21 protein-coding genes are annotated in these 25,320 nt (G+C 65.7%); 13 read left to right on the top strand and 8 right to left on the bottom strand.

The features are described from left to right. Positions 1-203: 203 nt before the first annotated feature. From A9X01_RS01470 to A9X01_RS01450, 5 genes are read right to left on the bottom strand one after another with little or no spacing between them, the layout of a single operon-like run. Positions 204-653, bottom strand: a complete 450-nt coding sequence (locus A9X01_RS01470) for a DUF4395 domain-containing protein (protein WP_065118964.1) — start codon at positions 651-653, stop codon at positions 204-206. Positions 654-696: 43 nt separating this feature from the next. After that, positions 697-1,122, bottom strand: coding sequence for a thioredoxin family protein (locus tag A9X01_RS01465; protein WP_065118963.1), 426 nt, complete (start codon positions 1,120-1,122; stop codon positions 697-699). Between the two features lie 44 nt (positions 1,123-1,166). Next, entirely contained in the window at positions 1,167-1,862 is a 696-nt protein-coding gene (cysE, locus tag A9X01_RS01460) for a serine O-acetyltransferase (protein WP_065118962.1), read from the bottom strand. A gap of 2 nt (positions 1,863-1,864) precedes the next feature. Beyond that, the gene (gene cysK, locus A9X01_RS01455; protein WP_065118961.1) at positions 1,865-2,797 is read right to left on the bottom strand and encodes a cysteine synthase A; all 933 of its coding nucleotides are present in this window, start codon (positions 2,795-2,797) and stop codon (positions 1,865-1,867) included. A 10-nt stretch (positions 2,798-2,807) separates the two neighbouring features. Beyond that, positions 2,808-4,070, bottom strand: a complete 1,263-nt coding sequence (locus tag A9X01_RS01450) for a thioester domain-containing protein (protein WP_065118960.1) — start codon at positions 4,068-4,070, stop codon at positions 2,808-2,810. 377 nt (positions 4,071-4,447) lie between these two features. Between A9X01_RS01450 and A9X01_RS01445 the strand changes: the two genes are divergently transcribed. From A9X01_RS01445 to A9X01_RS01385, 13 genes are all read left to right on the top strand, one after another. Continuing rightward, a complete protein-coding gene (locus tag A9X01_RS01445; RefSeq protein ID WP_065118959.1) occupies positions 4,448-5,383 on the top strand; it encodes a family 2A encapsulin nanocompartment shell protein in 936 nt (311 codons plus the stop codon). Then, positions 5,370-7,250 carry a family 2A encapsulin nanocompartment cargo protein cysteine desulfurase gene (locus A9X01_RS01440; protein WP_065118958.1) on the top strand — a complete coding sequence of 627 codons (1,881 nt, stop codon included), beginning with the start codon at positions 5,370-5,372 and terminating at the stop codon, positions 7,248-7,250. Before A9X01_RS01445 ends, A9X01_RS01440 begins: the two co-directional genes overlap by 14 nt. Positions 7,251-7,468: 218 nt before the next feature. Next, on the top strand, positions 7,469-8,236 hold the full coding sequence (locus tag A9X01_RS01435; protein WP_065118957.1) for an MlaE family ABC transporter permease: 768 nt from the start codon (positions 7,469-7,471) through the stop codon (positions 8,234-8,236). A gap of 98 nt (positions 8,237-8,334) precedes the next feature. After that, on the top strand, positions 8,335-9,183 hold the full coding sequence (locus A9X01_RS01430) for an MlaE family ABC transporter permease (protein WP_065118967.1): 849 nt from the start codon (positions 8,335-8,337) through the stop codon (positions 9,181-9,183). Positions 9,184-9,198: 15 nt separating this feature from the next. Then, positions 9,199-10,467 (top strand): MCE family protein, encoded by a 1,269-nt coding sequence (locus tag A9X01_RS01425; protein ID WP_065118956.1) that lies wholly within the window; start codon positions 9,199-9,201, stop codon positions 10,465-10,467. Further along, positions 10,464-11,504, top strand: coding sequence for an MCE family protein (locus A9X01_RS01420; RefSeq protein WP_065118955.1), 1,041 nt, complete (start codon positions 10,464-10,466; stop codon positions 11,502-11,504). Before A9X01_RS01425 ends, A9X01_RS01420 begins: the two co-directional genes overlap by 4 nt. After that, on the top strand, positions 11,501-12,673 hold the full coding sequence (locus A9X01_RS01415; protein ID WP_155771866.1) for an MCE family protein: 1,173 nt from the start codon (positions 11,501-11,503) through the stop codon (positions 12,671-12,673). The genes A9X01_RS01420 and A9X01_RS01415 overlap by 4 nt, the downstream gene beginning before the upstream one ends. Beyond that, positions 12,670-13,974, top strand: a complete 1,305-nt coding sequence (locus A9X01_RS01410) for an MCE family protein (RefSeq protein ID WP_065118966.1) — start codon at positions 12,670-12,672, stop codon at positions 13,972-13,974. The genes A9X01_RS01415 and A9X01_RS01410 overlap by 4 nt, the downstream gene beginning before the upstream one ends. Then, entirely contained in the window at positions 13,971-15,092 is a 1,122-nt protein-coding gene (locus A9X01_RS01405; RefSeq protein WP_065118953.1) for an MCE family protein, read from the top strand. The genes A9X01_RS01410 and A9X01_RS01405 overlap by 4 nt, the downstream gene beginning before the upstream one ends. Further along, positions 15,092-16,555, top strand: a complete 1,464-nt coding sequence (locus A9X01_RS01400) for an MCE family protein (protein WP_065118952.1) — start codon at positions 15,092-15,094, stop codon at positions 16,553-16,555. The genes A9X01_RS01405 and A9X01_RS01400 overlap by 1 nt, the downstream gene beginning before the upstream one ends. A 17-nt stretch (positions 16,556-16,572) precedes the next feature. Then, on the top strand, positions 16,573-17,151 hold the full coding sequence (locus A9X01_RS01395) for an Rv1363c family protein (protein ID WP_065118951.1): 579 nt from the start codon (positions 16,573-16,575) through the stop codon (positions 17,149-17,151). Next, positions 17,148-17,762, top strand: coding sequence for an Rv1363c family protein (locus A9X01_RS01390; RefSeq protein WP_065118950.1), 615 nt, complete (start codon positions 17,148-17,150; stop codon positions 17,760-17,762). The genes A9X01_RS01395 and A9X01_RS01390 overlap by 4 nt, the downstream gene beginning before the upstream one ends. Beyond that, positions 17,732-18,235 (top strand): CAP domain-containing protein, encoded by a 504-nt coding sequence (locus A9X01_RS01385; protein ID WP_065118949.1) that lies wholly within the window; start codon positions 17,732-17,734, stop codon positions 18,233-18,235. The genes A9X01_RS01390 and A9X01_RS01385 overlap by 31 nt, the downstream gene beginning before the upstream one ends. On the opposite strand, the gene A9X01_RS01380 is transcribed toward A9X01_RS01385, so the two are convergent. The 3 genes from A9X01_RS01380 to A9X01_RS01370 form a co-directional block, all read right to left on the bottom strand. Continuing rightward, the gene (locus A9X01_RS01380) at positions 18,232-19,878 is read right to left on the bottom strand and encodes an NAD-dependent malic enzyme (RefSeq protein ID WP_065118948.1); all 1,647 of its coding nucleotides are present in this window, start codon (positions 19,876-19,878) and stop codon (positions 18,232-18,234) included. The genes A9X01_RS01385 and A9X01_RS01380 overlap by 4 nt on opposite strands. Before the next feature lie 51 nt (positions 19,879-19,929). Continuing rightward, on the bottom strand, positions 19,930-20,193 hold the full coding sequence (locus A9X01_RS01375; RefSeq protein WP_253848866.1) for a hypothetical protein: 264 nt from the start codon (positions 20,191-20,193) through the stop codon (positions 19,930-19,932). A gap of 115 nt (positions 20,194-20,308) precedes the next feature. Then, positions 20,309-24,388 (bottom strand): bifunctional nitrate reductase/sulfite reductase flavoprotein subunit alpha, encoded by a 4,080-nt coding sequence (locus A9X01_RS01370; protein WP_065118947.1) that lies wholly within the window; start codon positions 24,386-24,388, stop codon positions 20,309-20,311. Between the last annotated feature and the right edge of the window lie 932 nt (positions 24,389-25,320).

The raw sequence follows: 25,320 nt of genomic DNA, 5'->3' as shown, positions 1-25,320 counted from the left end.
CTGAGCGGGATTGAAGGCGTCGTTTTGGTCGCCCACCTGTGGGGCCTCCTGTCTGGGAATGAGCCAGCGGATGCGTTGCCCTACAACGCGTTACGCATACACGGCACGATACGGCACTGCGGGCAGTTCCGAATGTGTTTGAATCGCTGGGATTTCCCCGTTAGCGGCGGTGAGAAATGCTCTCCACGTTGGTGATTCGATCGTCAGGCCGCTGCCCGGCGGAACCGCGCCACCAACGGGTACACCTGGCAACCAAGACAGATGCCGAATGCGGCGTTGAGGAACGAGGCGAACAGCGCGAATCCGGTGGCGATCGCACCTAGCAGCGGGATCCCTGCCGCGAAGCCGATCACACCCAACACGGCGAACACCAGGCCCACCAGCTGCGCGAATTTGAGCGGCGGGACAGGCTCGCGTTCGCGGACCGGGCTCAGCCGGGGCGCCACCAGCTTGGCAAACAACAACCCGTACGGGCTGTTGCGGGGCCCGCGCACGGCGCTGACCGCGAAAACGATCGCCTGGGCACCCAGAATCACCGCCGCGGCCGGCAGGCTGAATACCGAGACCACCAGCGTCACCACCAACACCGTGGTGGTGATCCACGCGGCGAACCGGGGTCCCCGGACGTCTACCTGGCTGATATCGGACGACATCGATGCGCTCCTCTCGGTGCCTTTTCACGGGCTTCTAATGGCTCTAATGGCTTCTCAAAGGCTGCAAAGCCGTCTGCAGATCGGCGGCCTTGGGCACGCCCGCGGAGCGGTAACGCTGGCGGCCGTCGGCGTCGAAAATGAACGTGGTGGGCAGCGACAGCACCGACAGTCGCTTGGCGGGAATCGGATTCTCGTCGATGTCGAGTTCGACGTGGGCCACGTCGGGCAACTCGGCGCACACCTGGTCGACGACCCGGCGCACCGCCGCGCAGGGTCCGCACCAATCGGCGCTGAAGTGCACCACAGTGGGACCGGTCTCGGAGAGGCCGAGGTCTGAATTGTCCTGGTCGACCGGCGCGTCACCGGCGCTGCGCAGCACACCCGAGCGCCGATTGATCGCCACGCCGACGACGCTGGCAACCCCCAACGCCGCGCCGATAGCGGCACTGACGACCAAAACAGAGCTCACGAGCGCATCAACACTTTCACCGGGGCGATATTCCCTAGACAGACCTAGATGGAGAAATCCTCGCCGTTCCAAACCCCGGCTTCCGGCGGTCGGATAACGCGCTCGGCGCGCCCGTCGGCCGCTGCGCCGTTGGTCTTGCCTTCCAGCCGCGCGACCCGGGTGAGCAGCGACTTCAGGCTGACGCCGACCAGGTCCGGCAGGTTCGACTCGTCCTCGCTGGTAGGACCGGGCCGGCTGACGATTTGACCAGGTACCCCAACGACCACCGAGCTCGTCGGGACCTCCTTGACCACGACGGCGTTGGCGCCGATCCGGCTGTCGTCGCCGATCTTGATGGCGCCGAGCACCTTGGCGCCGGCGCCGATGATCACCCGGTCACCGACCGTCGGGTGACGTTTGCCCGTATCGCGGCCGGTGCCGCCGAGCGTTACCCCGTGAAAGATCGTGACGTCCTCACCGATCTCCGCCGTTTCCCCGATCACCACGCCAGTCGCGTGGTCGATGAACAGGCCGGGCCCCAGCTGGGCCCCCGGGTGGATCTCGACGCCGGTCAGGATCCGGTTCACCTCGGCCAACGTCCGGGCCAAGAGGCGCGCCCCGCGTTGCCACAACCAATGGGTGACGCGGTGGCCCCATACTGCGTGCACGCCGGGATAGGCGAAGACGACCTCGAGCACGGTCGGCCTGGCCGGATCCCGGTCCCGGGCCGCCCGTATGTCGCGCCGTATCGCTTCCAGCATTGCTAGTCGTTCAGATCGGAGAACAGGACGGTACTCAGGTAGCGCTCACCGAAGTCGGGGAGCACAACGACGATCAGCTTGCCGGCGTTCTCGGGTCGGCGGGCCACCTCCAGCGCGGCCGCGGCGGCGGCACCCGAGGAGATGCCGACCAGCAGACCTTCCTCCCTGGCCAGCCGCCGGGCCAGGGTGAGTGCGTCGTCGTTTTCGACGGTGACGACCTCGTCGACCAGGCCCATGTCCAGGACCGGCGGAATGAATCCGGCGCCGATGCCCTGGATCGGGTGCGGACCCTTGGTGCCGCCGGAAAGCACCGCCGAGGCCGACGGCTCGACGGCGATGAACTGCGTCGAGGGCTTACGCTCCTTGATCACCTGGGCGACTCCGGTGATCGTCCCGCCGGTGCCGATACCGGATACGAAGATGTCGACCTTGCCGTCGGTGTCCTTCCACACCTCTTCCGCGGTGGTCACGGCATGTACGGCCGGGTTCGCCGGGTTCTCGAACTGCTGCGGCATGAAGTACCGGTCGTCGGACTTGACCAGTTCCTCGGCCTTGGCGATCGCGCCCGGCATGCCCTCGGACCCCGGAGTCAGGATCAGCTCGGCGCCGTATGCCCGCAGCACTTTGCGCCGCTCGACACTCATCGTGTCCGGCATGGTCAGCACCAGCTTGTAACCCCGCGCGGCGGCCACCAGGGCCAGGGCGATGCCGGTGTTGCCGCTGGTCGGCTCGACGATGATGGTGTCCGGCTTGATCAGGCCCTCTTTCTCGGCCGCGTCGATCATCGCCACGCCGATGCGGTCCTTCACGCTATTCGCCGGATTGAACGATTCCAGCTTGGCGACCACGTCGGCCACCGCGCCGTCGGTGACGCGGCGCAGCCGCACGAGCGGCGTGTTCCCGATCAGTTGCGTGATGTTCTCGGCGATGCTCATCTGCCTTCTCTCAAAGGTCGGACCACGCCTCGTGCCAGCTGATGTCGAATTCGATGGTCAGTTTGGTGGGCACGGTCAGGGCGACCGGTGTGAACCGTTGGTCCGGCCCGTCGAGGGCCACACCTGTCAGTACCCGTCCGCCAATTGGATGTGGAGTTGACCCGCTCAATGTTATTGCGGAAATCCCGGGGATGCGATGGAGGTAGAAGTCGGTGCCCGGTTGCACCGTGCTGTCCAGGGCGAAACCGTCGGCGTCCACGATCCGGTGACCGTCGGGGGCGGACAGTTTCAGCGGCACCCGCACCCGGAAAGGTCCGACCAGGTCGCCTTCGACGGTGGCCTCGCGATCGTCCACGGGCGCGGGCTCGGAATTGCGTCGGGCCGCGTAGGCGCCGGCCAGCAGATAGTTGTAGAGGTGCACCACGCGGTCGGCGTTGCGGTGATGCCCGGAGCCGGTCAGCCAGAAGTCGACATGGTCGATGTCCAGCAGGGTGCCCGGCGTGCTGCTGACCAACCGGTAATAGCGGTAACCGCGACGGCCGTTGCTGTGCTTGCTGGTGGAAACCGTGCTGCCGACACCCAGGGTCCGTCGATAGCGGCCTTTGCCCGCGTCGATGGCCAGGTGGGAGCCGGAAACGTCCTGCCACTCCCGGCCGTCGGTCGACTTCTGCAGCTTCACCGAGCCGGCGGCATCCGCCGACGCCCACATTGTGAAGCCGCCGAGCTGTGGTTGGCCGTCGAATTCAAAGGTGAGCGTCGAGCCGGGCCCACGGTGGACGGCGATCGGCGCGTTGAGTGGCCGGGTGTCCAGATTTAGGCCGTTGGTGAAGTGCCAGATCGCGGCTTGGGTGCCGGCGATCGCTTCGTGCTCGCTGATGTTCGCCCGCCCCAGGGGATAGCCGGCCCTGCGGAGCTGCTCGCTGAGCTCGGCGATCGTGCCCATCGGGTAGGAGTGCCGCAGGATCCAGTCGACCTCGGCCTCGCAGTCCCGGTCACGCAGGTGCGGCAGCGCCGACCAGTTGTCGAGTCGGTAGCGGGACGGCTGATGCGGCGCGATGCCAGCGAAATCCAGCGAGTAAGCCCGCAGGTTCGGGTTGAGCCGGATCAGGTCGGTGCGCGCGGTGGTGCCGTCGATGAACACGATCCGGTCGACGGTGTGTGAGTAGGTGCCGCCGCGGTACCGCATCATGCGGGACGGCTCGACGGTCGGCCGTGCGTGGACCCGGTGCCGGGTCGCGACCAGCGCGCGGCTTGGAGCGGACAGCAAAGTCATGGAGGGGTGATCTTTCCGAGAATGTATGGCCGCGCTTCGCCGTGCCGCCCGACGGTTTTGCCGTACCGCCTGCGAGGGGAGCGCGAGGATTACTGCGGGCTCAGAAGATCAACAACAACAACAGAAAGGCATTCCAGGGCAGCACAAGAGAATGTGGCGCTGCTGGATGGCCTGTTGCATGCGGTCCACTATAGGCCATGGGCTTTTACGGCCCGTTTGTGACGGTTTGGTTCACGCCTGCTTAAAGGTTTGTGTGCGTGTGCTGCCGTCGCTTACCCTCGGCGGGCGCCGGCCTCCGGGATGCGGCATGATTTGCGTTAGCGCTCAAACGTTTAAACAAATAATCAGCGTGATCGGAATTGCGAGGAAGGATCCGAATGACTACTTCTTCTCAGGGAGCTCAAACCGAGTCTCAGTCCCTTGGCGATCTTGCTGCCCGGCAGCTAGCCAACGCGACGAAGACAGTTCCGCAACTCTCCACGATCACCCCGCGCTTCCTGTTGCACCTGCTCAGCTGGGTGCCGGTGGAGGCCGGTATCTACCGGGTCAATCGAGTGGTCAACCCCGAGCAGGTCGCCGTCAAGGCCGAGGCGGGCGCCAGCATCGACGAGCCGCTGCCGGAGACCTACGTCGATTACGAGACCAGCCCGCGCGAGTACACCCTGCGCAGCATCTCGACTCTGCTGGATGTCCACACCCGGGTGTCCGACCTATACTCCAGCCCCCACGACCAGATCGCCCAGCAGCTGCGGCTGACCATCGAGACCATCAAGGAACGCCAGGAGTCCGAGCTGGTGAACAACCCGGAGTACGGCTTGCTGGCGCAGGCGACTCCGGAACAGACGATTCAGACGCTGGCGGGTGCCCCCGCCCCTGACGATCTCGACGCGCTGATCACCAAAGTGTGGAAGACGCCCAGCTTCTTCCTGACCCACCCGCTCGGTATCGCGGCGTTCGGCCGCGAGGCCACCTACCGGGGCGTGCCGCCGCCAGTGGTGAACCTGTTCGGCGCCCAATTCATCACCTGGCGCGGGATTCCGCTGATCCCGTCGGACAAGGTGCCCGTCGAGGACGGCAAGACCAAGTTCATCCTGGTCCGCACCGGCGAGGAGCGCCAAGGCGTCGTCGGCCTGTTCCAGCCCGGGCTGGTCGGCGAGCAGGCTCCGGGGCTCTCGGTGCGGTTCACCGGCATCAACCAGTCGGCCATCGCGACCTATCTGGTCACGCTGTACACGTCGTTGGCGGTGCTCACCGACGACGCGCTCGGGGTGCTGGACGACGTCGCTGTGGACCAGTTCCATGAGTACAAGTGAGTACCGGTCGGTAGACGCCGAAAGCGACCTGCCCGTCAGCGCCGCTGAACTCGCGGCGCTGGCCAGCCAGTTGTACGCGGCCAGCATCCGCCCGGGCCCCGACGGCCCGCCGCAGGCCACCCAGGTGGCCCCGCGGGGGAACTTGCCGGACACGACGGCCGCGACGTCTGCCGGGCGGACCGCCGCCGGCACCTCCGATCCGTTCCCGAATCCCGTCCCGCTGCTCAATTACTCGGATGTATACGTGCCGGCGCCCACCTCGCCGGGTCCCGAGGGCACGCCGCCCCAGACGGTGCCGGTGGCTCCGCGCGGCAACGCCCCGGACACCACCGCGGCGCCGTCGGCGGGGGAGGCAGGTGCCGCTGTCGCCGATCCGTTCCTGCCGCCCGGTGTCGCCGATCTGAGCGCGTTCGCCGTGCCGTCGGGCATCGTGCCGACGGTGCCCGGTGTGTTGGCCGGTGCGCCGCCGACCGTCCCGGTGGCTCCGCGGGGCTCGACGCCGGGCTGGTTACCTCAGGCGCCGTCGGTGGCCGACTTGGGTTGGTCCGATACGCCCACGGTGACGCCGTCCGGTGACGAGGCCGACTACCACTTCCTGACCAGGCGCGAACCGGTACCGCAACTGCCGGACACCCACGAGGTGTTCGACGTGAACGCCGTGCGTGCCGACTTCCCGATCCTGCGGGAAACCGTCAACGGAAAGCCGCTGATCTGGTTCGACAACGCGGCGACCACGCAGAAGCCGCAGGTCGTCATCGACCGGCTGGCGTACTTCTATGCGCACGAGAACTCCAACATCCACCGGGCGGCCCACGAGCTGGCGGCGCGCGCGACCGACGCCTACGAAGAAGCCCGCGACACGGTACGGCGGTTCATCGGAGCCCCGACCGCCGAGCAGAACATCTTCGTGCGCGGCACCACCGAGGCCATCAACCTGGTCGCCTATGCCTGGGGCGGCAAGCATCTGCGTCCCGGCGACGAGATCGTCATCACCCACCTGGAGCACCACGCGAATATCGTTCCTTGGCAACTGCTTTCGCAGCAGACCGGTGCGGTGCTGAAGGTCGCGCCGGTGGACGAGGCGGGCAACCTGCTGCTGTCGGAATTCGAAGACCTGTTGGGGCCGAAGACCAAACTTGTTGCCGCGACGCATGTCTCCAACGCGCTGGGTACGGTGACGCCGGTCGAGAAGATCGTCGAACTCGGCCACCGCTACGGGGCGCGCGTGTTGATCGACGGCGCGCAGTCGATCCCGCACCTGCCGATCGACGTCGCCGAACTCGGGGTCGATTTCTTCGTGTTCTCCGGCCACAAGATTTACGGCCCGACCGGCATCGGCGTGCTGTACGGAAGCGAGGAGGCGCTGGCCGAGACCCCGCCGTGGCAGGGCGGCGGGAACATGATCGCCGACGTCACCCTGGAACGGTCCCTGTATCAGGGTCTGCCCAACAAGTTCGAGGCCGGCACCGGCAACATCGCCGACGCCGTCGGGCTCGGCGAAGCGCTGCGCTACGTCGAGCGGGTCGGCATCGAGCGCATGGCGGCCTACGAGCACGCGCTGCTCGAATACGCGACGCCGCGGCTGGCCGACATCCCCGGTGTCCGTCTGGTGGGCACGGCGGAAGAGAAGGCCAGCGTGCTGTCATTCGTGCTGGCCGGGCACGAGCCGCTCGAGGTCGGCAAGGCGCTGAATGCCGAGGGCATCGCCGTCCGTGCCGGACATCACTGTGCGCAGCCGATCCTGCGACGCTATGGTCTGGAGGCCACGGTTCGTCCCTCGTTCGCGTTCTACAACACGTTCGAGGAGATCGATATTTTCCTGCGCGCGGTGCGTCGGATCGCCGAAGGGGGCGCGACCGTAGGCTGAACCCTTTGCCGGTTCCACGTTTGTTTTCTGGGTGATTGCAAACCTGGGAAACGGTTCAGCTTTGCTCGTAAGCTCGCCACGTGCCTCTATCCACATTCCGGCGACGCCACTTGCCGCATCCAGTGGATACCGTTAAGCCATTGCGGGACAAGGTATTACGGAACATCACGATTCTTTCCGTGACGTCGGTGTAAACGGGGCGGGGGGTGAGCAGGTCAATGAACACAGCAACCATCGCGAAGCCGATGAACGCGCTGGGCGAGTTTTTCAAGCTTTGCGCCGAAACCTTCGTGGTCATGGTGCGACGGCCGTGGGCCTGGCGGGAGATCCTCGAACAGATCTGGTTCGTTGCCCGGGTGTCGATCTTTCCGACGATCATGCTGTCGATTCCTTACACGGTGCTGATCGTGTTCGTACTGAACATCCTGTTGGTCGAGATAGGTGCCGGGGACCTCTCGGGTGCGGGCGCGGGACTGGCGTCGGTGACCCAGGTAGGTCCAGTCGTGACGGCCATGGTGGTCTCGGGGGCCGGATCGACCGCGATGTGCGCCGATCTGGGTGCGCGCACCATCCGCGAGGAAATCGATGCCATGCAGGTCATCGGCGTCAATCCGATCCAAGCGCTGGTGGTTCCGCGGGTCATCGCGGCCACCTTTGTGGCGGTGTTGCTGTATTCGGTGGTGGCGGTCACCGGGCTGGTGGGCAGCTACATCTTCGTGGTGTACGTCCAGCACGTGACGCCGGGCGCATTCGTCGCCGGGATGACGTTGCTGACCGGGTTGCCGCAGGTGGTGATCTCCCTGATCAAGGCGACGTTGTTCGGCATCTCAGCGGGCCTGATCGCCTGCTATAAGGGCATGTCGGTGGGCGGCGGTCCGGCCGGTGTCGGTAGCGCGGTGAACGAAACCGTGGTGTTTTCGTTCATGGCGTTGTTCTTCATCAACATCTTGACCACGGCGCTCGGGGTGAAGGTGACGGCCAAATGACCGCCGGGGTCGATGCAGAGCGCAGCGATGCGCAGGAGCGGCGCAACGTGATCGCCGGCAATGATGCACAACGCAGCGACGCCGGGGAGCGGCGCCAAATCACCGGTCTCGCAACGGAACCCTCGTGGTTCGCTTCGCTCGGCCCCAGGCTGGTCGCTTACACGCGCCAGCTGGGTGAACAGACCGCGTTTTACGGGCGGTCGCTTCTCAACATCGGTGAGGCGGTGCGCCGCTACCCGGGTGAATTGCTGCGGCTGATCGCCGAGATGGGCATGGGCACCGGCGCGTTGGCGGTGATCGGCGGCACCGTCGGCATCATCGGGTTCCTGACGCTGACGACTGGCGCCCTGGTCGCCGTGCAGGGCTACGACACGCTGTCCAACATCGGCGTTGAAGCGCTGACCGGATTCTTATCCGCGTTCCTGAACGTCCGGATGATCGCGCCCTGCACCGCCGGTCTGGCGCTAGCGGCCACCATCGGCGCGGGCGCCACGGCGCAGCTGGGCGCGATGCGGATCAATGAAGAGATCGACGCGCTGGAAGTGATGGGCATCCGCGCGATCACGTATCTGGCTTCCACCCGGATCATTGCCGGTGTCCTGGTTGTCATTCCGCTCTATGCCGTGGCGGTGCTGGCGTCGTTCATCGCGGCCAAGTTCCTGACGATCTCGGTCTACGGACAGTCGCGGGGTGTCTACGAGCACTACTTCGCCACCTTCCTGCATCCCAACGACCTGCTGTGGTCCTTCCTGTCCGCGCTGACGATGGCCACCGGCGTGATGGTGGTGCACACCTATTACGGGTTCACCGCGTCCGGCGGTCCGGCCGGGGTGGGCGAGGCGGTCGGTCGCTCGGTGCGGTCATCGATGATCGTCACCGCCTTTGTCTGCCTGATGATTTCGCTGTCGGTCTACGGGCAGCACGGCAACTTCAACCTGTCGGGTTAGGCCGGGTAGGACGAAGTGAGCAACCACGTCGCCGACGGCGCCCTGCGACCGAACAGGGTCCGCGCCAGCAAGATCGACCCAGTCTGGTATGCGCCCACCCTGTTTCTCGTGATCGCAGGTTTGGTCGCGATGACCGCGGCATCGTTCTCCGGCAAGTTCCAGGAGAGTATTCCGCTGACCCTGGTGTCGGACCGGGCCGGACTGGTGATGGAGCAGGGCGCCAAGGTCAAGTTGCGCGGGGTGCAGGTCGGCCAGGTCGGGTCGATCGGCACCGACGTGAAAGCCGCTCAGCTGCAATTGAAGATGGACCCGGGAGCTTTCAAGTTCCTGCCGAGCAACGTCGAGGCCGAGATCCGCTCGACCACCGCGTTCGGGGCCAAGTATGTCGACCTGATCGTGCCCGAGCATCCCAGCCCCGTACCGCTCAAGCCCGGGGCGGTGTTGCATTCCCGCAACGTGACCGTCGAAGTCAACACGGTCTTCGAAAACCTGCAGTCGCTGGTCCAGGCCATCGACCCGGCGAAGCTGAACGCGGTCCTATCGGCCTTCGCGCAATCGGTGCGGGGCAAGGGAGATCGGCTGGGCGAGGCCATCACCGACTCCAACAACCTGTTGCTGGCCGTCAATCCCCGGCTGGGCACCATCCATAAAGACTGGAAACTGTTCAGCAAGACCGCCGCGGCGTATTCCAATGCGGCACAGGACATTGCATCGATCCTTGACTCGGCGGCGACCACCAGCACGACGATCACCGAAAACCAGCGATCACTGGACACGCTGCTGCTCTCGGCAATCGGCTTCAGCCAGACCGGGATCAACGTCATCGGCCGCAACGAATCCAACATCGTGCGGGCTATCAACGTCCTGGACCCGACGACGCGGCTGCTGGAGATGTACTCGCCGACCTACACCTGCCTGTTCCAGGGCTCGCAATGGTATGTGGAGCACGGTGGCCGACACACCATGGGCGGCAACGGCTATTCGTTCATCATGGACGCCGGCCTGCTGTTCGGTGACGACCCGTACCGTTACCCCAAACACCTGCCCAAGGTCAACGCCACTGGTGGCCCCGGCGGCAAGCCGAGCTGCGGATCCTTGCCGGACCCGAGCGCCAATTACCCCGTACGGGCACTGGTCACCGACACCGGTTGGGGCACCGAGCCCAACGAGATCCGGACCAACCTCGCCGTTGGTAATCCGTGGTGGTCCAACTACTTCCCGACCACCAAGAACCCGCCCGAGCCGCCGCGCTACTTCTACCGCGGGGGGCAGCCGCCACCATGAGTAGAGAAGGACGCCCCAGCCTCTTCAAGATCTGGTCCCGTGTCGCGTTGTTCACCGTGGTCTGCCTGGTATTCACGTTCGCCCTGATCGCGGTGTTCGGGCAGCTGCGCTTCGACGATCGCAGCAAGTACTACGCGGAGTTCACCAACATCTCCGGGTTGAAGTCCGGCAACTTCGTGCGCATCGCCGGGGCGGAAGTCGGCAAGGTCGGCGAGATCAACCTGCGCCGTGACGGCACCGTGCGCATCGACTTCTCGATCGACAAAGGCCTGCGGCTCACCGAAGGCAGCCGGGCCGTAGTGCGCTACGAAAACCTCATCGGTGACCGCTATCTTTCCTTGGAGCAGGGCGCGGGGTCGCCCCGACGGCTGGCGCCGGGCGGGACCATCCCGCTGGGGCGTACGGCGCCGGCCCTGGACATCGACGTATTGATCGGCGGCTTTCGGCCGTTGTTCCGGGCGCTGGATCCCGAGCAGGTGAACGCACTGTCGGGGGAGTTGCTGCGGATCTTCCAGGGCCAGGGCGGCACGGTGTCCTCGGTGCTGGCGCAGACCGCGACGCTGACGTCGACGCTGGCCGGGCGCAGCGAGTTGATCGGGGAGCTGATCAAGAACCTGAACACCGTCCTGCACACCTTCGCGACCCGCGATCACGAATTCTCTGACGGGCTCGACAAATTGGTCGAGTTCGTCGACGGCCTGGCACAACGCAAGACCGACATCTCCACCGGGCTGGCCTACGTCAACGCGGCCGCCGGGTCGATCGCCGATCTGCTTGTGCAGGCCCGGCAACCGATCAAGGACGTGGTGCACGAGACCGACCGCATGTCCGCCCAGGTGTTGGCCGATCGCGACTATGTCGACAACCTGCTCAGGACCCTGCCCGACGTGTACCAGGTGTTGTCCAGGCAGGGCCTGAACGGTGACTATTTCGGCTTCTACTTCTGCGAGGTATTGCTGAAACTCAATGGCAAGGGCGGCAACCCGATCTATGTCAAGTTGGTCGGCCAGCCCTCGGGGCGGTGCACGCCGCAATGAGTCGTTTCGGAGGGAAACCCGGTCAAGGCCGCAACCCCGTCATGTTGGGCGTGATGGGCACGGTGATCGTGACTTGCGTGGTGATCGTGGCCTTCCAGTACAACAAACTGCCGTTCGTCAACGGCTACAACGACTATGCCGCTTACTTTTCCGAGGCCGGCGGCATCAAGCCGGGCAACCAGGTGCGGGTTTCCGGCGTGGGTGTGGGCAGAGTCTCCGACATCCGGTTGGACGGCACCAAGGTCCGGGTCGGCTTCACCGTGCGCAAGAGCGTTGAACTCGGGGACCGCACCGAGGCAGCGATCAAGACGGAAACCATCCTCGGCTCCAAGATGCTGGAGTTGACCCCGCGCGGATCGGGCCGCTTGCGGGCCACCATTCCGCTGGAACGCACCACATCTCCCTACGATCTGCCCGACGCGCTGGGTGATCTCACCACCCAGATCAGTGGTCTGGACACCACCCAATTATCCTCGGCGTTAACCACTTTGGCTGACACGCTGCGGGAGACGCCCGGAAACCTCAGGCCTGCGCTGGAGGGAGTTGCCCGGTTCTCGGACACCCTCAACAACCGGGACGCGCAACTGCGCAGCCTGTTGGCCAATGCCAACAATGTGTCCGGGGTGTTGGGGCGACGCAGCCAGCAGATCGCCGGCCTGGTGTCCAACTCCAATGCCCTGCTGGCGGCGCTGCTGCAGGAACGCGCATCGATCGACGCCTTGATGAACAACATCACCGCGGTGTCGCACCAGATTTCGGGTCTGGTCGACGACAACCGAACCCAACTCAAACCCGCGCTCGACAAGCTCAACGGCGTGCTCGAGGTACTCGACAACCGTAAGGAAGAGATCCAGCGGACACTGCCCAAGTTCAAACGCTACGCAATGTCGTTCGGCGAAGTCCTCGGATCGGGCCCCTTCTTCAAGGCTTACGTCGCGAACCTGGTGCCCGGCCAGCTCAGCGGCCCGATCCTCGACTCGCGGATGTATGACCGGTATCTGGACCCCAACCAGCACCTGCCCTCGGAGTCGGTGGACCCGCCGACCGGCAGTCCGCCCGTCCCGCCCGAAGACGCGCCGGTGCCGCTGTGGTCCCAGCCGCCGTCACCCGGACCGGCGCCCGGGCCGCCCCCCGAGCCGGCGCCGGCCGGCGGAACGGGGGCGCCGTGAACGTCCACCGGAACGTCCTCCGGACCGTGGCCGCGGTCAGTCTGATCGTGACGCTGCTCGGCGCTTCGTTCATCGTCGGGAAGAAGTTATGGAAAGAGGTCGACAAGAACACCTATTCGGCGTACTTCCCCCACGCGAACGGCCTTTTCGCAGGCGACGAGGTTCGCATCCTCGGGGTCGGGGTCGGGACGATCGACAAGATCGAGCCGCAGCCGACCAGCACCAAGGTGACCTTCTCCGTCGACAAGCAATACCCGATCCCGGCCGACGCCCGGGCGGTGATCCTGTCGCCTTCGCTGGTGACCTCCCGGGCGATCCAACTGGTCCCCGCCTACTCCAGTGGCCCGAAACTTGCTGCGGGCGCGTCGATCCCGATCAGCCGCACCGCGGTTCCGATCGAATGGGACGACTTCCGCCGGCAGCTGGAGAAGTTGACCGAGTCGCTGCAACCCACCGGTCCGGGCGGGGTGAACTCGCTGGGCGACTTCGTCAACTCCACCGCGGACAACCTGCGGGGTGAGGGTGACACCGCCCGCGACACCATCATCAAGCTCTCCCAGGCGATCTCAGCACTCGGTGACCACGCCGATGACATCTTCAGCACAGTGCGCAACCTGCAGTTGCTGGTCTCGGCGCTGTCCTCCAGCAGCGACCTGCTGGCGTCGTTCAACCAGAACCTGGCCAGCGTGACGACGGTGCTCTCCAACACGCCCAACGAGGTCGCCAACGCGGTGCAGACCCTGGACGGGGCGCTGGCCGATCTACGCGGATTCCTCGCCGAGAACCGGGAATCCATCGGTGTCACGTTCGACCGGTTCAACTCGATCACCACCGCGCTCAACGACAGCCGCGCGGATATCAAACAGATCCTGCACGTGGTGCCAACGGTGTTCCAGAACTTCGTCAACATCTATCAGCCGGCGCAGGGAGCGATGACCGGCATCATCGCGCTGAACAATTTCGCAGACATACCGCAGTGGATCTGCAGTTCCATCGAGGCGGCCTCGCGACGTGGCCTGGACCGGGTCTCGAAACTGTGCCTGCAGTATGTCGAGCCGATCATCAAAAACCGCATCTACAACTACATTCCGGCCGGCATCAACCCGTTCGTCGGGCCGCAGGCACGCCCCGGCGAAATCACTTACAGCGAGGACCGGCTTCGGCCCGGCTACACACCACCCGAGCTACCCCCACCACCAGAGGCGTTGCCCGCCGAGCAGCAGCCGGCACCCGCACCCACTGTCTCGGATCCGAGCCTGGGACTGCAGGGCCTGATGGTTCCACAAGGGGCCGGATCATGAAGCGCGCCATCATCGCAACGCTCAGCGCCTGCTGCATCGCCGTGCTGCCGGGATGTGACTGGCACGGCCTGAACTCGTTGACCCTGCCCGGCACCTCCGGCGGGGGACCCGGCTCGTACACGATCCAGGCGCAGCTGCCCGACGTGGTGAACATCCAGGAGAACACCCGGGTCCGGGTGGACGACGTCAACATCGGCAACGTCACCAAGATCGAAGTCCAGGACTGGCACGCGCTGGTCACCATGCGGATCAACGGTGATGTCCACCTGCCGGCCAACGCAACCGCCAAGATCGGCCAGACCAGCCTGCTCGGGTCCATGCACATCGAACTCGCCCCGCCCAAGAACGAGCCGCCGGTAGGGCAGCTCAAGAACGGGTCGGTCATCCCGCTGGCGCACGCGAGCATGTACCCGACCACCGAACAGACGTTGGCCTCGGTGTCGGTACTGCTCAACGGCGGCGGACTGGCTCAGCTGCAGGAGATCACCCAAGCGGTCGCCAAGGCGTTCGCCGGGCGCGAGAACGACATGCGCAGTCTGCTCCACCAGCTCGACGAATTCATCGCCGGCACGAACGACCAGACCGACGACATCATCGCTGCCGCAGAGAATCTCAACTCGCTGGCCGGCCAGTTCGCCGCCAAGGACCAGGTCGTCGACCGGGCGTTGCTGACCGTGCCCAAAGCGCTGGCCGTGCTGGCCAAGGAACGCACCGAGATCGCCGACGCGATCGATCAGCTCGGCAAGTTCAGCGCGATCGCCGCTGATACGGTCCGCCAGAGCAAGGAATCTCTGGTCAACAACTTGCGCCAGATCGCCCCGGTGCTACGCAGGCTGGCCGACGCCGGCCCGTCACTGACCAAGGGCCTGGACGGGTTGGCCACCTATCCCTGGCCGACATCGACGGTGACCAACTGGTTCCGGGGTGACTACGCCAACCTCACGATGATCGTCGATCTGACGTTGAGCCGCATCGACACCGGGATCTTCACCGGCTCGCGTTGGGAGGGCAACCTCACCCAACTCGAACTGCAGTGGGGCCGCACCATCGGCATGCAGCCCAGCCCCGCCACCGCAGGCAATCCGCTGACCTACCCCTACCACTTCGAGGGGTACTGATGCTGCGCCTGAACCGCAAAACCTGGATACAGTTGGCGATCCTGTCGGTTGTCACCGTGGTGTCCTGTGGCGCAATGGCATTCAACTACATGAGGCTCCCCGAGACCCTGTTCGGTATCGGCCAGTACAACGTCACCGTCGACCTGGCGCAGTCCGGCGGATTGTACGAGAACTCGGTCGTCACCTATCGCGGCACCGATGTGGGACAGGTGAAGTCGGTCAACGTCACCGCGACCGGCGTGCGCGCCGTGCTGGCCATGCGCTCCGGGGTGAAAGTGCCTTCTGACGTTCAGGCATCCGTGCACAGCCGCTCGGCGATCGGCGAGCAGTTCATCGAGCTGACCCCGAAAACCGATGAGGCACATGGTCGGCCGCTGCGCGACGGCGACGTCATACCTGCGGGCCGGGTCGACGTGCCGGTCGACATCGGCCGGCTGCTGGATATGACGAACCGCGCGCTGCAGGCGATCCCGCGAGAGAACCTGCGTACGGTGATGGACGAGGCGAACCGGGCGGTCGGCGGGCTCGGACCCGAACTGTCCCGGATCGTCGACGGGTCGGCGGCGCTGGCCATCGCGGGTGGCCGCACCATCGACCCGCTCACCACCCTGATCGACCAGTCCCCGCCGGTGCTGAATTCGCAGGTGCAGACCTCGGACGCGATCGCGACGTGGGCCCACCGCACCGTGGCCATCATGGCGCAATTCCAGGCCCAGGATGCGGCGCTGCGAGACCTGTTGACCCAGGGCAGTTCCGGGCTGGAAGAGGGCCGTGCCCTGTTCGACCGGGTCGCGCCCGCGGTGCCCACACTGATGGCGAACCTGGTGAGCCTGGGCGACATCGCGTTCGTCTACCGCCACGACATCGAGCAGATTCTGGTGTTGCTGCCACACGGCATCGCCGTCATGGCTGGTTCGCTGGTGCCGAACGCCAACACCAAGCAGGACTACACCGGCTTCTACCTCGATTTCAATCTCAACATGAACCTGCCCCCGCCCTGCACCACCGGCTTCCTGCCGCCGACCCAGCGACGCTCGCCGGCCAGTGTGGACGCTCCGGACCGGCCCGCGGCCGAACTGTATTGCCGGTTGCCGCAGGACTCCGAGCTCAATGTGCGTGGCGCACGGAACATTCCGTGCGAGACCAAGCCGTGGAAGCGGGCGCCGACGGTGGAGTTGTGTGAGAGCGACGAAGAGTACGTGCCGCTCAACGAGGGCTACAACTGGAAGGGCGACCCCAACGCCACGACCACCGGCCAAGGGGTGCCGCAGTATCCGCCGGGGCAGGACCCGCGCCTGCCACCGCCGCGCGGCACCGCGCCAGCCCCCCCGCCGGTCGCGGTGGCCACCTATGACCCGGCCACCGGCGACTACGTCGGACCGGACGGGCACCGTTACACCGAGTACGACCTGGCGCACCCGCGTGCCAAGAACTGGCAGTCACTGCTGGTGCCGACACCGTAAGTATCGGAGGAACAAACATGTCCGAAGAGCCGGAAGCCCCGGTCGATGAAGTCGTCGAGGACACCGAAGCGATCACGGCAGCCGACGACGTTGCCGTTGCAGCGCCCCGGCGGCGGCTTTCGGGCGACCGGAAGGCGTTGATCGCAGCCGGACTCGTCGTCGCGGCACTGACCGGCCTGACCGGCTGGCTGGGATGGGGCGCCTACCAACAGCACCAGGCGCAGGTCAAGCGCAACTTGTTCGTCCAGGTGGCTCGTCAGGGCGCGGTGAATCTCACCACCATCGACCACACCGAGATCGAGGCCGACGTGCAGCGGATCCTGGACCTCGCCACCGGCGCATTCCGCGACGACTTCGAACGCCGGTCCAAGCCGTTCATGGAACTCGTCAAGGCCGCACAGTCGAAATCCGAAGGGACCGTTGTTGATGCCGGACTGGAATCCGAACACGGCAACTCGGCAGAGGTCCTGGTCGCGGTGGCGGTGAAGTCACGGACCGCGGGTGGCGAAGAGGCGCCGCGGGAATGGCGCATGCGGATCGAAGTGACCTCGGTCGGGGACGACGCCAGGATGTCCAACGTGGTGTTCGTGCCATGACCGTACTCAGCGAAACAGAAGACACCATGGTTCACGACGACGAGATCGCCGACACCGAAGCCGCCGAAATCGAAGACACCGTCGAGGATTACGAAGACGACGAAGTCGAGCGGCCCGGAAAGCAGATCAACTGGTCGCGGGTGTTCGCCTTCGGAGTGCTGCCAGCGCTGGCGCTGCTGTTGGCGCTGACCGCGGGCTACTTCAAGTGGGTGGCGGTCTCTGGAACCGAGGCCGCGTCGGCCCGTACCGAATCGATGCGGGTCGCCAGCGAAGACGCGGTCGCATTATTGTCGTACAGCCCCGACTCGGCGGAGAAAGATCTCGGCGCCGCGCGTGATCGGCTGACCGGCGAATTCAAGGACTCCTACACCGAGCTGACCCGTAAGGTCGTCATCCCCGGCGCCAAGGAGAAGCGCATCTCCGCGATCGCGAAGGTCAATGCGGCCGCGTCGGTTTCGGCGTCCGCGAGCCATGCGGTGGTCCTGCTGTTCGTCAACCAGACCGTCACGATCGGGGATGGCGGCACGCCCACCGACACCCAGCCGGTGGTGCGGGTGGTTCTGAAGAAAGTCGACGGCCGATGGCTGGTTTCGCACTTCGACCCGGTGTGACGGGTCTGCTGCCAGCCGCCGTGAGCCTCACGGCGGCAGCGGCATTGACCATCCCCGTCGCGCACGCCGACAATAAGCGCCTTAACGACGCCGTCATCTCCGGCGTCTACACCACCCAGCACCGGGCCGGCTGCACCAACGACGTCATCAGCAACAATGCGCTCACGCTGGCCGCGCAATGGCACGCCGACGATATGCTCGGCAACCGGAACATCAACGACGACATCGGCTCTGACGGATCGACACCGCAGGATCGGGCCAACGCGGCGGGTTTTCGCGGCAAGGTAGCCGAGACCGTGGCAATCAACCCCGCGATAGCGATCAGCAGCGTCGAACTGTTCAACCAGTGGTACGACAACCCGGACTACCTCGCAATCATGCGCGACTGCGCGAATACGACGATGGGGGTGTGGTCGGTGAACAGCCTGGACCGCACCGTCGTGGTCGCCCTGTATGGGCAGCCGGCCCGTTAGTCGTACCTCGGTGCCCACATCGAGTCGAGGATCGCCTGCCGCACGTCGTCATGGGTCTTCGTCGCCACCCCATCGGCGACCGCGGCGTGATACACCGATTCGGCGACCGTCACCGAAATGTCGCGCAGGTTCTGCACGTCGGGCAGCAGCGAATCGCCGCGTGTTACGGGATTCGCCTGTTCGGCAACGGCTTTCGCCGAAGCCAGCAGCATCGACTGGGTGAGTCGGCGGGCGCCGGCGACGATGATGCCCAGGCCGATCCCGGGGAACACCAGCACGTTGTTGGCCTGACCGATGGTGTAGGTGGTGCCGTCATACTCGACGGGTGCGACCGGGCTGCCGGTCGCCACCAGCGCGGCGCCCTTGGACCACTGAATCAGATCGACCGGTATCGCTTCCATGCGCGACGTCGGGTTGGACAGTGGGAAGATCATCGGCCGCGCACAGCGTGCCGTCATCGCCTCGACCACCTCACGGGTGAAGACGCCCGGCACCGCCGAGCAGCCGAGCAGCACAGTGGGCGACGCCAGCTCGATCGCCTCGAGCAGCCCGACATGCTGGCCGGCGGCCACCCCGAGGCTTTCGCGGTTCTTGGCGTACGGGACCTGGAAGTCACGCAGGTCGTCCATGTCGTCGAACAACAGTCCCTGTCGGTCGATCGGCCAGATCTGGGCGGTGGCCTGCTCGACCGTGGTGCCGTCGGCGACCATCGCGTCGCGGATCTGATCGGCGACCCCGAGCCCGGCGGTGCCGGCACCGAACACGACGATGCGCTGGTCGCGCAGTGGGACTTTGCTGGCCTTGGCTCCGCCGTAGACCGCGCCCAGGACCACCGCGCCGGTGCCCTGCATGTCGTCGTTGAACACCAGGTAGTCGTCGCCGTAGGTCTGCAGGATCTTGCGCGCGTTGGTCGGCCCGAAGTCTTCGAAATGCAGGATCGCGTGCGGAAACAGTCGGTGCGCGGTCTCGATGTACGCCCGGACGAACTCGTCGTACTCCGGGCCGCGGCGCCGCGGGTGCCGGTTTCCCAGATAGAACGGGTCCTGCAGTAACTGCTCGTTATCGGTCCCGACGTCCAGCGAGACCGAGATGCAGCGCCGCGGGTCGATACCGCCCCCGGCGGTGTACAGCGCCAACTTGCCGACCGTGATCTGAATGCCGCCGACCCCCCAGTCGCCGATGCCAAGGATCGCTTCGGCGTCGGTGCAGACGATCAGGTCGATGTCGTCGGGACCCTGGCCCAGCGTCTCGAACGCCTCGGCGATCTCGTCGGGCGCGTCAATGCTCAGAAACAGCCCACGCTGCCCGCGGTACTCGTCGGAGAACCGCTGGATGGCCTCGCCGACGGTGGGCGTGTACACCACCGGCATCAGTTCCGGCAGATGGTCGCTCAGCACTTTGAAGTAGAGCAGTTCGTGCCGGTAGTGCAGCTGTTCGAGCAGCAGGTTACGGCCCAGATCGGTGGCCATGCTCTGCAGCTGATGCCAGACCCGGTCGGCCTGCTGTTCGAGGGTGAGCACCGCGGCGGGCAGCCGGCCCGTCAGCCCGAGTTGTCGCCGTTCTTCGTGGGTGAAGCCCACCCCGCGATTGAGGCTCGGCGTGGACAGTGCCGCGGGGAACCGTGGCACGCAGGCATCGCTCATCGCCAACTCCGTCCGTGACCGGGGATGTCAGGTCACGGTAGCGCCCGATACCTAGCTGGTGGAGACGGACCGATCCGCTTCTTCGCAGGCGCACACCTGGGCGACCTCACGGGTGCGGCGACGCAACAGGGTCCCGCGCCGCAACATCTGGAACTGGGCCATCACCTTGTCGCGCTGATTCTGCGAAAACGCCAGGTCGAGGTTGACCGGTAAACCCGCCCAATCGACCTGGTCGGTGCCGTTCTTCGAGCGGCAGTGCAGGGGACAGGCGGTGTTGATCACGGTTCCGTTGGAACCCTCTAAGTCCCGAGCCACGTGTACGACCCTCCCTAGAGCCCGCAAATCTCTTGGGTGAATGGTGCGACTCCAATGTTTCAGCGACTGGTGCCTGACGTTTCCGTCAAATTACGGATTTACCCAGAAGCTATCGTTAATACACGTCGCGGTGGTAACGCTTGTCGGCGCTCAGGGACTGCACGAAGGCCCGCGCTGCGTCGGCGTCGAGTTTGCCGTGTTCGGCCGCGATGTCACAGATCGCCTGGTCGACATCCTTGGCCATCGGGTCGGCCGTGCCGCACACATATAGCTGCGCGCCGTCTTGCAGCCAGCGCCACAGTTCGGCGCCGCGCTTGCGCATCAGGTGCTGGACATACACCTTCTGCTGCTGGTCCCGGGAGAACGCCAGGTCCAGTTCGGTGAGCAGGCCGTCCTTGTGCATGGCCTGGATCTCGTCGCGGTAGTAGAAGTCGGTGGCGGCGTGCTGCTCGCCGAAGAACAGCCAGTTGGGTCCGGTGTGGCCGAGGGCGCGTCGCTCCTGCAGGAAGCCGCGGAACGGAGCGATGCCGGTACCCGGGCCTACCATGATCATCGGGGTCCGCGGATCGCTTGGCGGCCGGAAATTCTTCGAAGTCCTTACATAGACCGCGATTTGGTCGCTGGGGTTGCGGTCCGCGAGATAGGTGGAGCACACGCCGCGGCGGGCGACGCCGCGGAAGTTGTAGCGCACCGGGGAAACGGTCAGGTGGATCTCGCCGGGGTGCTCCTTGGGGCTGGACGAGATCGAGTAGAGCCGCGGCTGCAGCGGCTTGAGCACGGTCAGCCACTCGTCCACCGACGCGGCCACCGGCGCCTGTACCAGTAGATCGACCGACTGCCGACCCCACGCCCAATCCGCAAGCACCGCTTTGTTTTCCGGTCGCATCAACTCGGCAAGCTGCCTGGCGGCGTCCGCGTCGACGGTGCGTTCGCGGACGAACCGCAGCAGGTCGGGGGACAAGTGGGCGATCTCGAAACGGTCAGTCAGCGCGGCGCGCAACGACATTGAGCCGTGGTCGGCGACCTCGACTTCGGTGTGGCCGTCCAAGCCGGTGACGGCCAGCCACTCCTCGACGAACTCCTCGTTGTTGTGCGGCCACACTCCGAGCGCGTCGCCGGCCTGGTAGCTGACCGTGTCCGCGGGGACATCGAACACCAGCTGCCGGACGTCTTTCGCCGACCGCGGGCGGCTGAGCGTGGTGTTGCGGATGACGTCGGTGACCAGGGGGCGTTTCTTGGAATATTTCTTCGGCGCACAGATCCGTTGCGGTGTCGTCGGAGTTTGCTGGGTCAGTGCGCGCAGCACACCGTCCAGCCACCCGGCGGCGGCCTCGTCGTAATCAGGTTCACAGTCGACGCGCGCGGTGATGCGGGTCGCACCGAGCTGGTGTAACCGGGCGTCGAGCTTGCGTCCGTGGCCGCAGAAGTCGTTGTAGTTCGAGTCGCCGAGGGCGAGCACCGCGTAGCGGGTGTCGGGCAATTTCGGCGCATCGGGGGAGGTCAGCGCCCGCCACAGGGCGGCGCCGTTGTCCGGCGGGTCGCCGTCGCCGGTGGTGCTGGTGATCAGCAGCAGGTCCCGTGTCTCTTGGAGCGCCGTGACGGGGAAGTCGTCCATGCCATGCAGCGCGACGGTCAGGCCGGCGTCCTGGAGGCGCGCGGCGATGTCGGTGGCGAGTTCCTCGGCGTTGCCGGTCTGGGACGCCCACAGCACCACGATCGGTGCCTTATCGGACGGGCGGCTCTCGGCCGGAGCCGGCGTGCGAGACAGCATCCCCGCCAGCACGCCGTCCAGCCACAGCCGGGTGCGGGCGTCGAACGGTGCGTTGAGCGGCACGGTCGGCTGCCCGGTCATCGGCCGCCCAGCCTCGAAGCGCAGGCCGGCCAGCAGCCCGGCCAGATAGGCGCGGCCATCGGCGTCGATTTCGGGGATTGGTTCGGCAGCGACACCGAGGAACTCGGCGATGGCGTCGATCTGGGCCAGGCTGACCTCGGGGGCCTGGTGGGTCGTGTCGCTGGGGTCGGGTCGTTCGGCCGTGGCGACCTTGGTCAGGGTGACCGCGCAGGCCTTGTACTCGGGTTGACGGGATACCGGGTCGACGGCATCGCTGGTGACGGCGTTGATTGAGAGGTATTCACCGAACACGTCATTCCAGTGGAATGGGGCGAAGCAGTCGCCGGGCCGCACCCGATCCGTGACCACGGCGGGTAGCACGGCGCGACCGCGCCGCGAGGCGATCTCCACCCGGTCGCCCTCGGAGACCTGCAGGCGGGCGGCGTCTTCGGGGTGAATCTCGACGAACGGGCCGGGGTTCAGCTTGTTGAGTTTTGCGACCTTGCCGGTCTTGGTCATCGTGTGCCATTGGTGTGGCAGCCGGCCGGTGTTGAGCAGGAACGGGTAATCGGCGTCCGGCATCTCTTCCGGCAGCAGGTGCGGCCGCGCGTAGAACACCGCCCGACCGTCGGGCGTCGGGAAGGCGAGCCGCGGGACCTGGCCGTTGTCGCGAACGAGTCGGCCGTCATTGAGGTAGCGGATCGGATTGCGGTCGGGTGCCCCGGGCGGGCACGGCCACTGCACCGGGGTTTGGCGGAGCCGCTCGTAGCTGATGCCACGAAGGTCGTAGCCGGTTTGGGGGTTCCAGAATTGCTTGATCTCCTCGAACACCTCTTCGGCGGAGGTGTAGCTGAATGAGTCGGAATACCCCATGGCGCAGGCCACCCGGGCGATGATCTGCCAGTCCGGCAAGGCTTGACCGGGTGCTGGGACCGCGGCCTGCGACAGGGTGAGGTTGCGCTCGGAGTTGACCATCACGCCATCGGATTCCGTCCACAACGTGGCCGGCAACAACACGTCGGCGTACTCGTTGGTCTCGGTCTCCAGGTAGGCGTCCTGGGTGATCACCAGCTCGGCCTTCTCCAACCCGGCCAGCACCGTCTTGCGATTGGCAACGGTGGCAACGGGATTGGTGCAGATGATCCAACAGGCCTTGATTTCGCCGTCGGCCATGCGGGAGAACATGTCGATTACGCCGTCGCTGACGTCGGTGCGTAGCGATCCGCGTGGGATGCCCCACTGGTCCTCGACGAACTCGCGGTCTTCGGCGCTGGTGACCGAGCGCTGACCCGGCAGACCCGGTCCCATGTAACCCATTTCGCGGCCGCCCATGGCGTTGGGCTGACCGGTGAGGGAGAAGGGGCCGCTGCCCGGTTTGCAGATGGCGCCGGTGGCCAAGTGGAGGTTGCAGATCGCGTTGGTGTTCCAGGTGCCGTGGGTGCTTTGGTTGAGACCCATGGTCCATGCGGTGATCCAGTTTTCCGCGGTGCCGATCCAGCGGGCCGCGGTGCGGATGTCTTCGGCTGGGATGCCAGTGATTTCGCTGACGTGCTCCGGGGTGAACTGCTCGAGGAAGCTGGGCATCTCCTCCCAGCCGGAGGTGAATTCAGCGATGAATTCGGGATCGGTGTGCCCGTTTTCGACGATCAGGTGCAGTAATCCGTTGAGAAGGGCTAGATCCGTGCCGGGAGCGATCTGCATGAACAGGTCGGCTTTGGCGGCGGTGGCGGTGCGCCGCGGGTCGACGACGATCAGCTTGGCACCGGCCTTGACCCGTTCCATCATGCGCAGGAACAGGATTGGGTGGCAGTCGGCCATGTTGGCGCCGATGACGAAGAAGACGTCGGCCTGTTCGAAGTCCTGGTAGGAGCCGGGAGGTCCGTCGGCGCCCAGGGAGAGTTTGTATCCAGAGCTGGCGCCGGCCATGCAGAGTCGCGAGTTTGATTCGATCTGGTTGGTGCCGAGGAAGCCCTTGGCTAGCTTGTTGGCGAGGTACTGGGCTTCCAGGGACATTTGTCCGGAGACGTAGACCGCGACGGCATCCGGTCCATGCTCGTCGATGATGGCTCGTAACCGCCTGGCGGAATTGGTGATCGCGTCGTCGACGGCGACCGGTTCGAGGGGCTGGCCGCGCTCGGTCCGGAAATAAGCTTGGACTGCGCGGCCCGGGGCGTTCACAAAGTCCGCTGTGGTAGCACCCTTGGTGCACAGGCGGCCGAAGTTGGCCGGATGATCGTTCTGCCCAATCGATTTCGCGATGTGACGGCGACCGCTTTCGGGATCTGTTGTGATCTGCAACACCATGCCGCAGCCGACACCGCAGTACGCGCACATGGTGCGCACGGCGTCCCTGTCGGACTGCATGGTGTGGATGTCCTTTCCCGATGGCGCGCTGCGGTATGGGCAAAATCCTGCGGCAACGATGTTTCGGCACGGCACGTTCCAGGTTTCCGCCGTTTTACAGAGTTCTCGCAGTGGTTTGGCGAGGAGTGTGCGTCCTGGGAAAAGCGCTGGAAACCGGCGCGTGCGACCCGGTCGTCGTCGACCGGCGATCTGTGGCCAGGTTACCCACGGCTGGGGGCGCTTTAAGGCGTATACCTGCGGTTTTAACTAGACCGGGGGGACATTCACAGTCTTCGTCAAGGCGCACTCAGGATTGGAGTCTTCGGAAAGCATTGCGCACGAGGGAGTTTGTCGCGGTTTGTGCTTGGGGTCACATCTGTCACACCGGCCTCTCCCAGGTAGCACCACTCTTTGTGCCCGGCTTGTAGCGACATTGTCGTTGCGACGAGATGGGGGCGTTGCGAGGTGGCCGGCGTTGAGACGAGATGGCGGGCGCTCGCGTGGAAGCGGGGCTGGCTTGCCTGGCGGTGCGCGGCCCATTCGTCACACTCGCCTCTGCCGGGTAGCACCACTCTTTGTGCCCGGCTTGTAGCGACTTTGTCGTTGCGACGAGATGGGGGCGTTGCGAGGTGGCTAGCGTTGCGACGAGATGGCGGGCGCTCGCGTGGAAGCGGGCTGCTTGCCTAGCGCTGTTCGGCCTGCGCGCCCGAGCGAAGCCGCCCCATGCGGCCGCGCCGGCCCACGCGCCTCGAGCCGTGACCCGCTCCCCGGCCCCACCCGTTGCCAGCTCCCCGCGTTGACCCGTCGCCCGCTCTGGCCAGTCCACACCGCGCGCCCCGGCACCTACAATGTCGCTACAAGCCGGGCACCAATCACAGTGCTCCCTGAACACCCGCGCCGGCACTCGCCAGCCCCCGCCCCAGCGCCGACAATGTCGCTGCAAGCCGGGCACA

This window comes from Mycobacterium asiaticum (assembly GCF_001668675.1).
GTDB classification, from domain to species: domain Bacteria; phylum Actinomycetota; class Actinomycetes; order Mycobacteriales; family Mycobacteriaceae; genus Mycobacterium; species Mycobacterium asiaticum_D.
This window is presented reverse-complemented; position numbering and strand designations above follow the sequence as displayed.

Coding starts and splice junctions, on each gene's coding strand:
- A9X01_RS01470 (WP_065118964.1), bottom strand. CDS start 653: ATGTCGTCCGATATCAGCCAGGTAGACGTCCGGGGACCCCGGTTCGCC.
- A9X01_RS01435 (WP_065118957.1), top strand. CDS start 7,469: ATGAACACAGCAACCATCGCGAAGCCGATGAACGCGCTGGGCGAGTTT.
- cysE (WP_065118962.1), bottom strand. CDS start 1,862: ATGCTGGAAGCGATACGGCGCGACATACGGGCGGCCCGGGACCGGGAT.
- A9X01_RS01400 (WP_065118952.1), top strand. CDS start 15,092: ATGCTGCGCCTGAACCGCAAAACCTGGATACAGTTGGCGATCCTGTCG.
- cysK (WP_065118961.1), bottom strand. CDS start 2,797: ATGAGCATCGCCGAGAACATCACGCAACTGATCGGGAACACGCCGCTC.
- A9X01_RS01390 (WP_065118950.1), top strand. CDS start 17,148: ATGACCGTACTCAGCGAAACAGAAGACACCATGGTTCACGACGACGAG.
- A9X01_RS01395 (WP_065118951.1), top strand. CDS start 16,573: ATGTCCGAAGAGCCGGAAGCCCCGGTCGATGAAGTCGTCGAGGACACC.
- A9X01_RS01415 (WP_155771866.1), top strand. CDS start 11,501: ATGAGTCGTTTCGGAGGGAAACCCGGTCAAGGCCGCAACCCCGTCATG.
- A9X01_RS01385 (WP_065118949.1), top strand. CDS start 17,732: ATGGCTGGTTTCGCACTTCGACCCGGTGTGACGGGTCTGCTGCCAGCC.
- A9X01_RS01440 (WP_065118958.1), top strand. CDS start 5,370: ATGAGTACAAGTGAGTACCGGTCGGTAGACGCCGAAAGCGACCTGCCC.
- A9X01_RS01450 (WP_065118960.1), bottom strand. CDS start 4,070: ATGACTTTGCTGTCCGCTCCAAGCCGCGCGCTGGTCGCGACCCGGCAC.
- A9X01_RS01405 (WP_065118953.1), top strand. CDS start 13,971: ATGAAGCGCGCCATCATCGCAACGCTCAGCGCCTGCTGCATCGCCGTG.
- A9X01_RS01445 (WP_065118959.1), top strand. CDS start 4,448: ATGACTACTTCTTCTCAGGGAGCTCAAACCGAGTCTCAGTCCCTTGGC.
- A9X01_RS01380 (WP_065118948.1), bottom strand. CDS start 19,878: ATGAGCGATGCCTGCGTGCCACGGTTCCCCGCGGCACTGTCCACGCCG.
- A9X01_RS01420 (WP_065118955.1), top strand. CDS start 10,464: ATGAGTAGAGAAGGACGCCCCAGCCTCTTCAAGATCTGGTCCCGTGTC.
- A9X01_RS01370 (WP_065118947.1), bottom strand. CDS start 24,388: ATGCAGTCCGACAGGGACGCCGTGCGCACCATGTGCGCGTACTGCGGT.